This window comes from Blastococcus sp. LR1, from assembly GCF_020166105.1.
Taxonomy (GTDB): domain Bacteria; phylum Actinomycetota; class Actinomycetes; order Mycobacteriales; family Geodermatophilaceae; genus Blastococcus.
Window position 1 is genome coordinate 773068 of sequence record NZ_JAIUJY010000001.1, and the last position, 13579, is coordinate 786646.

Here is a 13579-nt window from a genome sequence, read left to right on the forward strand (position 1 = left end):
GATCAGCCGCGGAGCAGCTCCGCGAGCACGCCGACGTCGGCCAGGTCGAGGTGCGGGCGCACTTCGGGCGGCAGCTCGGTGAACGACTCCGCGTGCCCGATCCCGGTGTGCACCGCCACCGCGAACGCCCCGCCGGCGTGCGCCATCGGCACCTCAAGCTCCGGGTCGTCCCCCACCACGGCGAGGTCCTCGGGCTCGAGCCCCAGCCGCCGCGCCGCCGTCCGCAAGGCGTCCAGCGACGGCTTCCCGACGACGGTCGCCTCGCGGCCGGTGATGTCGCGGACGACGGCGCTGATCGCCCGTGACGTCCCCAGCGAGCGCCCCTCCGCCGTCGCGAAGAACAGCGACTGGGAGGCGCTGTACATCGCGGCCCCGTCGAAGACGGCGAAGACGGCTGCCTCCAGCGCGTCGAAGGTCAGCTCCTGCCGGAACCAGCCGGCCATCACCGCGTCGCACGGCGTCCCCCGCAGCGGCGGCACCGTCTCGATGCCGGCCGCCTCCAGCGGCTCGGTGATCCCCTTGCCCCCGAGCACCATCACGCGCTGGTACCCGCGCTCGACGAACACGTCCACCGCCGTCGACGACGGGGTCAGCACCTGCTCCTCGCGCACCGGCAGCCCGATGCCCTGCAGGACGTCGGCGATCTGCTGCGGGGTCTTCACGGTGCCGTTGGTGTAGATGCAGAACCCCGTCCCCCGCTCAGCCAGCGTCTCCAGGAGCGCGGACGCGCCGGGCAGCGGGACCATGCCCTGGTTGTTGCGGTCGCCCATCACCAGCGTGCCGTCCATGTCGAGGACGACACCGTGGACCCGGCGCAGGCGGTTGAGAGCCGCGGGATCGGGGGCGGCGGAGTCAGGCACTGAGGGTCCCTTCGGAGGTGCGGCGCACGGAGAGCCGGAAGCCCGGCTTGGCGACGGAGAGGTCGTGCACGGAAGGGCGGGAGCCGAGCTGGCCCACCAGGTCGAGCACCGGAGCCAGACCTGCGTTGAAGTGCCGCGGCGCCGGGCCGGCGGCTCGCATGGCGTCGACCTGCTCCTCGGGCATGTGCGCCCGCAGCAGCAGTTCCTCGTCGCCCACCCCGGGCCACCGCTTCCGCAGTTCGGCAGGGGACGGCGGGGGCGGCTCGGCGGCGAGCTCGCGGGCCCGCGGCCGGTCGAGGATCCGGTCGAGGACGGCGGGGTCGATCGGCGCGGTCGGCCGGCCGAAGCTGCCCATCGCGTACCGGATGACCTGGTCCGGGACGTTCGCGTAGCGCTCCGCGCCGATCACGTTGAACAGCGCCTGCGAGACGACCATCTGCGGGAACGGCGTGACCATGATCGGGTGGCCCATCTCGGCGCGGACCCGGCCCACCTCCTCGATCAGGCTCTCGAAGCGGTCCTCCATGCCGATCTCGCGCAGCTGCCGCCTCGTCGTCGTCATCACGCCGCCGGCGATCTGGTGGTGCAGGAAGGCGGCGTCGAAGTCCTGCGGGCGGCCCGCCGGCAGCCCCTCGGCGACGGCGACGCCGTCGAAGAAGTCGCACACCAGGCCCAGCGCCCGGTCGTCGATCGCGACGGTGTGCCCCATCTCCCGGAGGTTGGCGACGGTGCGCCGCGCCTCGGGCAGGGAGGACCCGTTGCCCAGCGCCCCGCTGCCCACCTGCACGACCTCGACGCCGAGGTCCGGCGCCAGGGAGTAGGTGAGCGGCGAGAGCCCGATGGTGGCGTGCGAGTGCAGCTCCAGCGGCTTGCCCCCGAGCGCGGCCGTGATCGTGGGCAGCAGGGTGCGGGCCCGCTCGGCGGTGAGGATGCCGGCCGGGTCCTTGACGTAGGCGCGGTCGAAGTTCGCGTCGGCGGCGTACTGCGCGGCGATCCCGGCGTAGAACGCGTCGTCGTGGACCTCGCTGATCGTGAAGGTCAGCGCGCCGACGACCTCGTCGACGCCGGCCTGCTTCAGGCGGCGGGCGGTCTCGCGGGCGGCGTCCATGTCGTGCATCGGGTCCAGCACGACCACCCGGTCGATGCCGTTGACGACCAGCCGGTCGTAGACGAGCTGCATGGTCTCCGGGTGCGAGTTCTGCCAGCTGATGAAGCGGAACCCGGTGCCGATGAACTGCAGCTTCGTCGTCGGCATCGCCGCGCGGGTCAGCCGGATCCGCTCCCACGGGTCCTCCTGGTGCACCCGGACGGCGACCCCCATGGCGGTGCTGGAGAGGTAGTCCAGCGCCCGGAAGCCGACCCGCTCCAGCAGCGGTGCGGCCTGCACCACGTGTGCGGTGCGGAAGCCGGTGGCCCCCCACAGGCTCTGGTTGCCGTCACGCAGAGAGACGTCGACGAGCTGCACGTCGGCCATCAGCGGGCTCCCACCAGGTCGCGGGCGGACAGGAAGCGCTCGAAGAAGCCGGTGTCGACTCCCCCGGCGCGGAACTCGGCGTCGTCAAGCAACGCCCGGTGCACCGGCACCGTCGTCGTCACCCCGTCGATCCGCAGCAGGTCCAGCGCAGCCCGGGCGCGGGCCAGGGCGTCGTCGCGGTCGGTGCCGTGGACGATCAGCTTGGCCAGCAGCGAGTCGTAGAACGGCGGGACGACGGCGCCGCCCTGCACGTGGGTGTCCACGCGCAGGCCCTCCCCCACCGGGAGCACCACCCGGTCGATCCGGCCGGGCGACGGCCGGAAGCCGGCCGCGGCGTCCTCGGCGTTGATCCGGCACTCCACGGCGTGCCCGGTGAGGACGACGTCCTCCTGGCGCAGCCGCAGCGGCTGCCCCTCGGCGACGGCGAGCTGCTCGGCAACCAGATCGAGGCCGGTGATCATCTCCGTGACCGGGTGCTCCACCTGGATGCGGGCGTTCATCTCCAGGAAGTAGAAGGTGTCCCGCACCCGGTCCACGAGGAGCTCGACAGTGCCCAGCCCGCGGTAGCCCAGGTGCGCGCACAGCCGCAGCGCGGCGTCGGCCATCTCGGCCCGCAGCCGGTCCGAGAGCAGTGGGGCGGGGGCCTCCTCGAACAGCTTCTGGTAGCGCCGCTGCACCGAGCAGTCGCGGTCGCCCAGCGCCACGGCCCGCGAGCCGTCGCCGAGCACCTGGATCTCGACGTGCCGGCCCGAGGAGACGTACCGCTCGAGGTATACGCGGGGGTCCCCGAAGGCGGCGGCTGCCTCGGAGACGGCGAGGTCGAGGGTGGACGCGAGGTCATCCGGCTCGCGGACCAGCTTCATGCCGCGGCCGCCACCGCCCCCGACCGCCTTGACCAGCAGCGGGTAGCCGACCTCCTCGGCCACCGAGCGGGCCTGGGTCAGATCGGCGGCCTCACCACCCGGCACCACCGGCAGCCCGGCGGCGACGGCGTGCGAGCGCGCGGTGAGCTTGTCCCCCACCGCCTCCAGCGACTCCGGGGTGGGCCCGACGAAGACGATGCCGACCGCGGCGCAGGCGCGCGCCAGCGACGGGTTCTCCGACAGGAAGCCGTAGCCGGGGTGCACGGCGTCGGCGCCGACCGACTGCGCCGCGCGCACCACGGCGGCCGGGTCGAGGTACGACGCCGAGGCCGCCGCCGGGCCGAGCCGCACCACGCGGTCGGCCAGCCGGGCGGGCAGCGAGTCGAGGTCGGCGTCGGAGGCGGCGAGCACCGACTCGATGCCCAGCCGCGCGCAGGTCCGGATCACCCGCGCGGCGATCTCCCCGCGGTTGGCGATCAGCAGCCGGCGGATGCGACTCATGCCGGCTCCACCACGCAGAGCACCGCGTCGGCGTCGGCGAACTCGCCGTTGCCGGTGCGGAACTCCACCACCGTCCCGCGGACGCCGGCGTGCACCGGCGTCATCATCTTCATGGTCTCGACGATGCCGACGACGGTCTCCTCGTCGACCGTGTCGCCGGCGTCGACGAACGGCGGGGAGCCCGGCTGAGGCGCCCGGTAGAAGGTGCCCAGCAGCGGCGGGTGCACCGCGACCAGGCCCTCCTCCACGGCGGCAGCCGGCGCGGCCACAGCGGCGGCGACCGGCTCCGCGCGCTGCTCGACGACGGGCGCACGAGTCACCTGCTGCTCCGCCGTCCACCCGGCCGCGCCCTCGCGCCGCACGGTCAGGGACAGGTCGGCGGTCTCCAGGTGCAGCTCGTCGAGACCGCTGGAGTCCAGCACCCGCAACACGTCGCGGACGTCGTCCGGCGTCAGGTGCATGCCGCTCACTTCCCCGTCGGGCGGGAACCGCCCAGCAGGTTCAGCACGTGGTCGAACGGCCGTGCCGTCGGGGCCTTCGCGGCCTTCCTGGCCGCGTCCTTCGCCGCCCACACCGTCTCCGGCCGGCTCTGCAGGAGGAAGACCTCGCCCGCATCATTGACCGCCCACTCGATGTCCTGCGGGCAGCCGTAGTGGGCCTCCACCCGGCGGGCCGTGGCCACGAGCTCGGCGATCTCCGCGTCGGAGATCGACGGACGGTCCCGCAGCTCCTCCGGCACGTCGTCCTCCACCACGCCGGCTCCGGACGGGTCCGGCCGGTGCCAGCGGGTCTTGGTCGCGACGTTCCGCTTCATCTCGCCGGTCACCTTGCTCACCACGAACGAGTCGGGGGTGACGTCGCCGCTGACGACCGCCGAGCCGAGCCCCCAGCTCGGACTCCACCGCCGCGCGAATCTCGGCAGCACCCGCCGCGAGCCCCTCGGCATCGGCGGGGTCGAGCGCGGCCACCCGTTCCGGGATGGTCTGCCCGCCGACGGTGAGGTGCTCGACGGTCTGCCGGAAGGCCGCCGTCGTCACGGAGAAGCCGATGGGCACCCGGATGCCGGCACGGAGCAGCTCGCCGAGGCTGGCGCCCTTGCCGCCGACGTCGGGGACGTCGCGCAAGCCGACCTCGGAGAAGTGCAGGACGGGGCGGGTCGTGGTCATGACGGATCCCATCAGCTCAGGACGGTGACGACGCCGCGGTCGCCGTCGACGCGCAGCCGGTCACCGGTGCGGATGCGGGCGGTGGCCGTGCCGGTGCCGACGACGGCGGGCATGCCGTACTCGCGGGCCACGATCGCGGCGTGGCTCATCGTGCCGCCGATGTCGGAGACCGCCGCGGCGATCTTGCCGAAGACCGGGCCCCAGCTCGGGGCGGTGACCGGGCAGACGAGGATCTCGCCCTCGCGGATCTGGCCGATGTCGTTGACGTTGAGCAGCACGCGGGCGACGCCCTCGACGACGCCCGGGGAGGCCGCGTACCCGCGCACGGTCGACCCGTCGTCGTCATCGCTGCCGAGCCAGGACTCGATGGTGTCCTGGGTGATGCCCCAGAGCATCTTCACCGCGGGGTCGTTGAGCGCCTCGGGAACAGCGCCCAGCGCCGGCGGCGGGGACCAGCCCGACAGCGCCTCGACGATCCGCTTGCGCTCGGCGACGATCGGCTGCCAGTGGCGGGCGCCGAGCTCGGTGCCGCCGGAGGCCCAGGCCAGCATCACGTCGGCGAGCGCGTCCTCGACCTCGGTGTGCCGCAGGTGGAAGACGTCGTCGGCCTCGAGCAGGACGCCGCGCTCGGCCAGGAGAGCACCGAAGGCCCGGATCTTCTGGAAGAAGCGGGTCGTGAACCAGTGCTCGCAGTAGAACTTGTGCGACTCGATGTAGGGGAAGACCTGCCGGCAGAGGCCGAGCATCTGGTCGAAGGCGGCCTGCTCCTCCTCGGAGTCCAGCAGCGCGCGGTACTCGCCGGAGATGCGGTCACGCTCCTCGGCCAACCGCTCGGTGGGCCGGGTGAGGTCCTCACCGGCCGCGACCTGGTCGACGTAGCGCGGCAGCGCGGCGAAGGGCACGGTCAGGTCGTCGGCCCAGGACAGGTGGTGGTGGTAGAAGCCGTCACCGACGGAGACGTTGAACCACGGGTCCTTCGCCGCCTCCAGCGCGGCCAGCCAGCGGGCCCCGGGCTCCCCGCGCTCGGCCAGGGCGGAGAGCACCTTGGCCGGGTCGCTGCCCTCGACGAAGAGGTCGGCGAGGTCCAGGTCCACCGCCAGCGCCGCCAGCTTCTTCAGCTCGTCGTCCGGCCGGTACATGGTGACATCCATGCCGGCGACCATCCGGGCCACCATCTGGTCGCCCATCTCCGGGAACACCTGCTTGCAGAACTCGAAGAAGACGACGTAGGCGCCGTAGCCGAGCATCAGCAGCTCGGTGTGGTGGTGCCACATCTTCGAATACAGGTCGATGCAGCGGTGGAACCGCTCGCGGAGGAAGTGGTTGGACGCGAAGCCGCGGCCGCTGGTGATCACCTCGATCGGGTCGAGGTCGCCGAGCTCGGGCACCTCGACGGCCTCGATGTCGGCGATCAACGCCTCGATGCGCTGCTGCCACTCGCCGTAGATGCGGTCCCAGTTGCCGTAGTAGTGGCCGGCCCGCTCCTGGAAGTCGGCCAGCCGGCGCCCCTGCTCGGCCTCGTCGAGCACCGGGTTGGCGGTGATGTAGACCCGCCCGTGGATGATCCGGTACTCGATGCCCATCGTCGTCGGGAACGAGAACAGCCGGGCGGTGTTCGCCCCGATCGCGGTGTAGGGGATCTCCGAGGTGATCCCGTCGAAGGCGGGCACGACCTCGGGGAAGTGCATCGAATTGTAGAACCAGAACCGCTGGTCGTCCTCCGGCTGGAAGCGCGAGAAGTACGGGTACATCGACTCCCACCCCTCGGCGCCCGCGACGGGCTCCAGCTGGGACGGCAGGGGGAACGAACGCTCGGTCATGGCTGGTTCCTCTTCAGGCGGTGGATGAGGTCAGAGCGAGTAGTCGGTCTGGGTGCGGGCGTACTCGGCGATGCCGGCGAAGGCGTCCGGATCGGCCATCGCGTCGGGGTCGGCGATCGCGGCCAGGTCGGCGCCGAGCAGCAGACGGCGCACCGGGATCTCCATCTTCTTGCCGCTGCGCGTCACCGGGATCGCGTCGACGGCGACGATCCGGTCGGGCACGTGGCGCGGCGTGCAGTCGGCCCGCAGCCTCGACCGCAGCCGGGCGATCAGGTCGTCGTCCAGCTGCTGGCCGGGCTTCAGCACCACGAAGAGCGGCATGAAGAAGCCGCCGTCCGGCAGGTCGAGGTTGACCACCAGGGAGGTGAGGACGGCGGGGTCGTCCTCCACCACGCGGTAGATCTCGGCGGTCCCGATCCGCACCCCCTGCCGGTTGAGGACGGCGTCGGAGCGACCGCGCACGAAGCAGCCGCCGCGCTCGTTGACCTCGAAGAAGTCGCCGTGCCGCCAGACCCCGGGGAAGGTCTCGAAGTAGCTGGCCCGGTAGCGCGCGCCGTCGTCGTCGCCCCAGAAGAACAGCGGCATCGAGGGCATGGGCTGGGTGATGACCAGCTCCCCCACCCGGCCGACGACGCTGGCACCCGACTCGTCCCACGCCTCGGCGGCGACGCCGAGCGAGCGGGCCTGGATCTCCCCGGCGTGGACCGGCAGGGTCGGCACGCCGCCGACGAATCCGGTGCAGCAATCGGTGCCGCCGCTGCCGGTCGCCAGGGAGAGGTCGTCCTTCACGTCGGCGTAGAACCAGACGCTGACCGCCGGGCCGACCGGTGAGCCGGCCGGCATGACGACGTCCAGCGCCGAGAGGTCGAACCGCTCGCGGGGCACGACGCCGGCCTTCTGCATCAGCTCGACGAAGGTGGGACTGGCGCCGAAGAGCCGGGCCCGGCCGTCCTGGGCGATCCGCCAGAGGACGTCGACGTCGGGATGGCTGGGGTTGCCGTCGTAGAGCACCGGCACCGCGCCGACCAGCGGCATGGTGAGGAGGAAGTTCCACATCATCCAGCCGGTGGTGGTGAAGAAGAACGCGCGATCGCCCGGGCGGAGGTCGTGGTGCAGGACGTGCAGCTTCAGGTGCTCGAGCAGGATCCCGCCGTGCCCGTGCACGATCGCCTTGGGCAGACCGGTGGTGCCGGAGGAGAACAGCACCCAGAGCGGGGAGTCGAAGGGCACCTGCTCGAACGCGAAGTCCGGCACGTCGGGTCCGGCGGCGACGTCGTCCCACGGGGTGCCGGGCTGGTCGAGCCCCAGCACCGGGACACCGACCACTTCCCGCAGCCCGGGGAGGCCCGCGACGAGCTCGGCCACCTCACCCCGGCGGTCGAAGTCGCGGCCGCCGTAGCGGTAGCCGTCGGCGACGAACAGCACGGCCGGGTCGAGCTGGCCGAGCCGGTCCAGGGCCCCGCGGGAGCCGAAGTCGGGCGAGACGCTCGCCCACACCGCGCCGACGCTCGCCGTGGCGAGCATCGCGACCATCGCCTGCGGCACATTGGGCAGATAGGCGGCGACCCGGTCGCCGCGGCCGATCCCCCGGTCGCGCAGGTAGGTGGCGAGGACGCGCACCTGCCGGGCGAACTCCTCCCACGACAGCTCGCGCAGCGGGTTCTGCTCGTCGGCGAAGAGGAGGGCCGGCTCCCCGGGGCGCTCCGAGCGCAGGACGTGCTCGGCGAGGTTCAGCCGGGCGCCGGGGAACCAGCGCGCGCCGGGCATGACCCGCTCCTCCAGCACCGCGGTGTACGGAGCCGACGAGCGGACGTCGAAGTAGTCCCAGACCGCCTGCCAGAAGCCCTCGAGCTCGGTCGTCGACCACGCCCACAGCGCGGCGTAGTCGGGAAAGGTGCGCCCCGTGCGCTCCTCGGCGAAGCGGGTGAACTCGGTCAGCTGCGCGCCGGCCACCCGCTCGGGAGACGGCGTCCAGAGCAGCTCGCCCTCGGCGACGGAGGTCCGTCGCGCACCGGTCGCGGAGTGGAGATGCGGCATGGCGAGACAGTGGCGCAGACCACATTCCGTGGGCAACACTGATTCGCGCCGATTTCACGGTGCGAAAAGCTGCAGCGGAGGAATGCAGTGCGCAACTACAGGGTCAAGCCGATCGAGTCCCTCGCGCGCGGCCTCCAGGTGCTGCAGACCCTGCAGGAGGTGCGGGCCGCGAGCCTGCACGACCTGCATCTCGCCACCGGGATTCCCAAGGCGACGCTCACCCGCATCCTCTGGACCGCGCACCAGCAGGGGCTGGTGTGGCAGCGGATGGTCGACGGAGCGTTCCTGCCGAGCCACACCCAGCACCGGGTGGAGCCCGACGACGATGCGTGGCTGGTGGAGACCGCCTCCCCCGTCCTCGACGAACTGGCGGGGCGGCTGCAGTGGCCGTCCGTCCTCGCCGTTCCGCGGCTGGACCACATGGAGACGCTGGAGACCAACAGCACCCGCACCTACTTCGACGCCCTCCCACCGCGGCCGCGCGGCTACCGGGTGAACATGCTGGGCTCGGCCTCCGGTCGCGCGTACCTGGCGTTCTGCACCGAGCGGGAGTTCGAGGCGGTCATCCGCCGCCTCCGCCAACGGGACGCCCCGGCGCACGGGCTGGCGTTCGACGACGAGGCGTTGCGTCGGCTGGTGTCGACCACCCGGGAACGCGGCTATGGCATCCGGGCGCCCGACTTCGGAGGCGACTACTCCCGCCCGCGCTCTGAGGTGGACGACGGACGGGAGTCGATCGCGATGCCGGTCCGCGTGGGAGATCGGGTGGTGGCCACCATCAACCTGACCTGGCGACGGCAGGTCCTGTCCACGACCGGCATGATCCAGCGCCATCTCGGTGACCTGCGCCGGGCCGTGGACGACGTCGAGGCGCGCGCCCGCGCGGTCGGGCTCGGTGGGCCGCCGCGCGCGCCCGACACGACCGGCCAGGACCGAGGCGGCCGCTAACCTCGGAGCCGTGGGCCTGTTCCGGAAGTTCTCCTACAGCGACGGCCGGTGGAGCACCGGTGGCCCGACCGTGGTGCCGTTCCTGCTCCTGGACGTGCACGACAGCGGCTTCGCGACCGTCGACTACCGGATGTCCGACGCCTCCGGTGGGCGGTTCTTCCTGCGCTACGAGCCGCGCTACTACTTCGACGACGCCGACGCCGCAGACCCGGTGGACGCGCCCGCCGAGGCGGAGGGCTTCTCCCGCTGGGCCAAAGAGGCGACCGGCACCGAGATCGATCCGGTCGACGCGCTGGCCCTGCTGGCCTCACCCGCCGGCGTCCCGCCCGAGGACGAGGTGGTCGAGCTGACCGTCGACCGGATGATCGCGCTCGCCGGGCTGCCGCCGTTGGAGTGGCCGACCGATCCGCACGCCTACGCCGGCTGAAAACCCGATGGGGCGCCCGGGCGAGCGCGGCTAACGTCTCGGCCGTGACCGCGCCGCGCCCCGCCACCCCGCTGTCCGAGCTGGCCGACCGCTTCGTCGACGACTACGCCGCCGCGCAGCCCGTCGTCGCCACGTACATCGGGGCGCCCGGCCATGACGACCGCTGGCCCGACCTCACCCCGGACGGCTCCGCCGGCACGGCGGAGCTGCTGCGGAGGACCCGTGCGGAGGTCGCCGCGCTGACCCCGGCGGACGCGCACGAGGAGGTGGCCCGGGCGGCCATGGTGGAGCGGCTGGGCGCCGAACTGGACCGGCACGACGCAGGCCTGGCGCAGGCCGACCTGAACACGATCGACAGCCCGCTGCAGGGCTTCCGCCAGCCGTTCGACCTGATGCCGACCGACACCGACGAGGACTGGGCGACGATCGCGCGCCGGCTCGCCGCTCTCCCCCAGGCGCTGCGCGGCTACACGGCCGGGCTGGACGATGCTGCCGCCCGTGGCACGGTCTCGGCCGCCCGCCAGGTCCGACTGTGCGCCGAGCGGGCCCGGCAGTGGGCGGCACCGGGCGGCTTCTACGCCGGACTGGTCGCCGGCGCCCCGGTGCCGTCCGACGGCGCGCTGGCCCGCGACCTCTCGGCTGCCGCGGCCGGGGTCTCCGCCGCGCTGCGCGAGTTCGCCGACCACCTCGAGTCCGACCTCCTGCCCCGGGCGCCCGAACGGGACGCCGCCGGCCGCGAGCGCTACGCCGTGGAGTCGCGCTGGTTCACCGGCGCCGACCTCGACCTGGAGGAGACCTACGCCTGGGGGTGGGAGGAGCTCGCGCGGATCGTCGCCGAGAAGGAGTCGGTCGCCGAGTCGATCGCGCCGGGCGGCGGCGTCGCCGGGGCCATGGCGGCACTCGACGCCGACCCCGCCCGGATGGTGCGCGGCCGGGACGCGCTCCAGGCCTGGCTGCAGAACACCGCCGACCGCGCCGTCGACGCGCTCGCCGGCGTGCACTTCGACATCCCCGATCCCGTCCGCCGGATCGAGGGGCGACTGACCCCCACCGCCGGCGAGGGCGTCTACTACTCCGGCCCCACCGAGGACTTCAGTCGGCCCGGCCGCATGTGGTGGTCGCTGCCCGACGGCGTCACGGAGATGACCACCTGGCGCGAGACGACGACGGTCTTTCACGAGGGCGTGCCGGGACATCACCTGCAGATCGGGCAGACGGTGGCCAACGCCGCGCTGCTCAACAGGTGGCAGCGGATGCTGAACTTCTGCTCCGCGCACGCCGAGGGCTGGGCGCTCTACGCCGAGCGGCTGATGGGCGAGCTCGGGTTCCTGGAGGATCCCGGCGACCGGCTGGGCATGCTCGACGCCCAGGAGCTGCGGGCGGCGCGCGTCGTCCTCGACATCGGCGTCCACCTGGACCTGCCGATCCCGCCCGGCTCCGGGATGGACGCCGGCCGCTGGAGCTACGACGTCGCCGCCGAGTTCCTCCGCCGGCACGTCTCCATGGACGACGCGATGCGCACCGACGAGCTGCACCGCTATCTCGGCTGGCCCGGGCAGGCCCCGGTCTACAAGGTCGGCGAGCGGGTCTTCCTGACCGCCCGCGAGGAGGCGCGCGCCCGCGCCGGCAGCGGCTTCGACCTCAAGCAGTGGCATCGCGCGGTGCTCGACCTGGGGCCGCTCGGTCTCGGTCCGCTCGCCCAGGAGCTCGCCCGGCTCTGACCGCTGGACCGCCCCAGGGACGACGATGCGCCGGCGGGATGACCCGCCGGCGCATCAGTCGCTGGTGCGACCGCTCACTCGAGCAGGCCCTCGCACACCAGGTACTCGCCGTCCTCCAGGACGAGGTCGAGCTGCTGGTCGCCGGTGCCGAACACGCTGCGCAACTCAACTTCGACCTCGACGTCACCGTTGCTGTCCTGCTCCACCTCGCCGGTGACGGTGGCGCCGTGCAGCGCGCCCCCGAAGCTGTTGACCATCGAGGCGCCGTAGTCCTCGGCGTCGTCGTAGGACGCGCGCTCCTCGGCACACAGCAGCTCGTACGCGTCCTCCCACTCGCCCGACACGAAGGCTTCGACGTGCTCCTCGGCGGTCTCGACGGGCGTGCGGTCGGACCCGCCACCGGTGGCGATGATCAGTCCGACGACGGCGACGCCGGCCCCGGCCACGTAGAGCCAGCGGCGGGAGCCGGTGCCGGTGACAGGCCCCGTGGACGCGCCCGGGGAGATCCACGGGGCGGGGCCGGTCGGGGGCTGCGGGTCGCCGACGGGGGGCGGCACGGTGGTCACGGTTCCTCCTGCTGGGACGGGTGGGCCCGCACGAGCGGGACTGGGGAGACCATCGGTCCGCCGGCCAGATGGCCTGAATCTCCCTCCCCCTTGAGGGAGGGCTCTGGCGCGGACCCCACCGATGTCTGACCCGGGACCGCGTCGGGGTAGGAAGGCCGCGTGCGAGCGATCTCCTACAGCCGTCCCGGTGGTCCCGACGTCCTCGAGCTGGTCGAGCGGGCGGTGCCCGAGCCCGGCCCCGGCGAGGTGCGGGTACGCGTCGCGTTCTCCGGCGTCAATCCGACCGACTGGAAGTCCCGGAGCAAGGCCGAGCCCGGCCCCGAGGGGCAGGTGCCGAACCAGGACGGCGCCGGCACCGTGGAGGCCGTCGGCCAGGGCGTGGACCCCGCGATGCTCGGCCAGCGGGTGTGGATCTGGGAGGCCGCCTGGCAGCGCCCGTGGGGCACCGCCGCCGAGCACACCGTCGTCCCGGCGCGGCACGTCGTCCTGCTCGGTGAGGACCCCTCGTTCGAGCTCGGCGCCGCGCTCGGCATCCCGTTCCTCACCGCGCACCGCTGCCTCACCGTCGCCGAGTCGCTCCCTGACCGGCTCGGCCCGGGCACGCTCGACGGGCACACCGTGCTCGTGCAGGGCGGCGCCGGCGCGGTCGGCAACGCGGCGATCCAGCTGGCCCGCTGGTCCGACGCGACGGTCATCGCGACCGTCAGCTCGGCCCGCAAGGCGCAGCTCGCCGCGGCGGCCGGCGCCGACCACGTCGTCAACTACAAGGACCAGGACGTCGTCGCCGAGGTCCGGAAGATCGCGCCGAAGGGCGTGGGCGCCATCGTCGAGGTGTCGGCTGCGGTGAACGCCGCCGTCGACGCGGAGGTGATCGGCATGCACGGGGCGGTCGCCATGTACGCCGACGACGGCGGCGCGGAGGTGACCGTGCCGGTGCGCGCGCAGATGGGCCCGAACGCCCGGTGGCAGTTCGTGCTCGTCTACACCGAGCCGGAGCGGGCCAAGGTGCTCGCCATCGAGGACGTCGCCACCGCCGTCGGCGAGGGCGTGCTCCGGGTGGGCGAGGAGGCCGGGCTGCCGCTGCACGTCTATCCGCTGGCCGAGACCGCCGCGGCGCACCAGGCCGTGCAGGACGGGGCCGTCGGCAAGGTGCTGATCGACGTCACCGCCTGACCCCGCGCCGGGGACCGTTGACC

The 13579-nt window shown here is 73.1% G+C and carries 12 protein-coding genes and 1 pseudogene; 4 read left to right on the forward strand and 9 right to left on the reverse strand.

The window, feature by feature from the left end; genetic code table 11:
* Positions 1–2: 2 nt before the first annotated feature.
* The 8 genes and pseudogenes from LBW97_RS03850 to LBW97_RS03885 form a co-directional block, all read right to left on the reverse strand.
* Positions 3–860, reverse strand: a complete 858-nt coding sequence (locus LBW97_RS03850; RefSeq protein WP_224498075.1) for an HAD-IIA family hydrolase — start codon at positions 858–860, stop codon at positions 3–5.
* Entirely contained in the window at positions 853–2334 is a 1482-nt protein-coding gene (locus LBW97_RS03855) for a biotin carboxyl carrier protein (RefSeq protein WP_224498076.1), read from the reverse strand. Before LBW97_RS03855 ends, LBW97_RS03850 begins: the two co-directional genes overlap by 8 nt.
* Positions 2334–3698, reverse strand: a complete 1365-nt coding sequence (locus tag LBW97_RS03860; RefSeq protein WP_224498077.1) for an acetyl/propionyl/methylcrotonyl-CoA carboxylase subunit alpha — start codon at positions 3696–3698, stop codon at positions 2334–2336. Before LBW97_RS03860 ends, LBW97_RS03855 begins: the two co-directional genes overlap by 1 nt.
* The gene (locus LBW97_RS03865; RefSeq protein ID WP_224498078.1) at positions 3695–4159 is read right to left on the reverse strand and encodes a biotin/lipoyl-containing protein; all 465 of its coding nucleotides are present in this window, start codon (positions 4157–4159) and stop codon (positions 3695–3697) included. Before LBW97_RS03865 ends, LBW97_RS03860 begins: the two co-directional genes overlap by 4 nt.
* Before the next feature lie 5 nt (positions 4160–4164).
* The gene (locus LBW97_RS03870; RefSeq protein ID WP_224498079.1) at positions 4165–4623 is read right to left on the reverse strand and encodes a PEP/pyruvate-binding domain-containing protein; all 459 of its coding nucleotides are present in this window, start codon (positions 4621–4623) and stop codon (positions 4165–4167) included.
* 28 nt (positions 4624–4651) lie between these two features.
* Positions 4652–4876 (reverse strand): annotated as a pseudogene (locus LBW97_RS20580) (PEP/pyruvate-binding domain-containing protein); the annotation flags it as partial.
* Positions 4876–6684, reverse strand: coding sequence for a PEP-utilizing enzyme (locus tag LBW97_RS03880; protein ID WP_224498080.1), 1809 nt, complete (start codon positions 6682–6684; stop codon positions 4876–4878). The pseudogene LBW97_RS20580 and the gene LBW97_RS03880, both read right to left, overlap by 1 nt.
* Before the next feature lie 30 nt (positions 6685–6714).
* Positions 6715–8721: an acetoacetate--CoA ligase gene (locus LBW97_RS03885; RefSeq protein ID WP_224498081.1), complete on the reverse strand. Its 2007-nt coding sequence runs from the start codon at positions 8719–8721 to the stop codon at positions 6715–6717.
* Positions 8722–8808: 87 nt separating this feature from the next.
* Between LBW97_RS03885 and LBW97_RS03890 the strand changes: the two genes are divergently transcribed.
* The 3 genes from LBW97_RS03890 to LBW97_RS03900 are packed head-to-tail and all read left to right on the forward strand — an operon-like array spanning position 8809 to position 11817.
* Positions 8809–9669: a helix-turn-helix domain-containing protein gene (locus LBW97_RS03890; RefSeq protein WP_224498082.1), complete on the forward strand. Its 861-nt coding sequence runs from the start codon at positions 8809–8811 to the stop codon at positions 9667–9669.
* A 10-nt stretch (positions 9670–9679) separates the two neighbouring features.
* Complete coding sequence (locus tag LBW97_RS03895) at positions 9680–10096, forward strand: hypothetical protein (RefSeq protein ID WP_224498083.1); 417 nt, start codon at positions 9680–9682, stop codon at positions 10094–10096.
* A gap of 44 nt (positions 10097–10140) precedes the next feature.
* Positions 10141–11817 (forward strand): DUF885 domain-containing protein, encoded by a 1677-nt coding sequence (locus LBW97_RS03900; protein WP_224498084.1) that lies wholly within the window; start codon positions 10141–10143, stop codon positions 11815–11817.
* 74 nt (positions 11818–11891) lie between these two features.
* Here the strand turns inward: LBW97_RS03900 and LBW97_RS03905 are convergent, their stop codons facing one another.
* On the reverse strand, positions 11892–12383 hold the full coding sequence (locus LBW97_RS03905; protein ID WP_224498085.1) for a hypothetical protein: 492 nt from the start codon (positions 12381–12383) through the stop codon (positions 11892–11894).
* Between the two features lie 159 nt (positions 12384–12542).
* On the opposite strand from LBW97_RS03905, the gene LBW97_RS03910 reads away from it, so the two are divergent.
* On the forward strand, positions 12543–13556 hold the full coding sequence (locus LBW97_RS03910) for an NADPH:quinone reductase (protein WP_224498086.1): 1014 nt from the start codon (positions 12543–12545) through the stop codon (positions 13554–13556).
* Positions 13557–13579 lie beyond the last annotated feature (23 nt).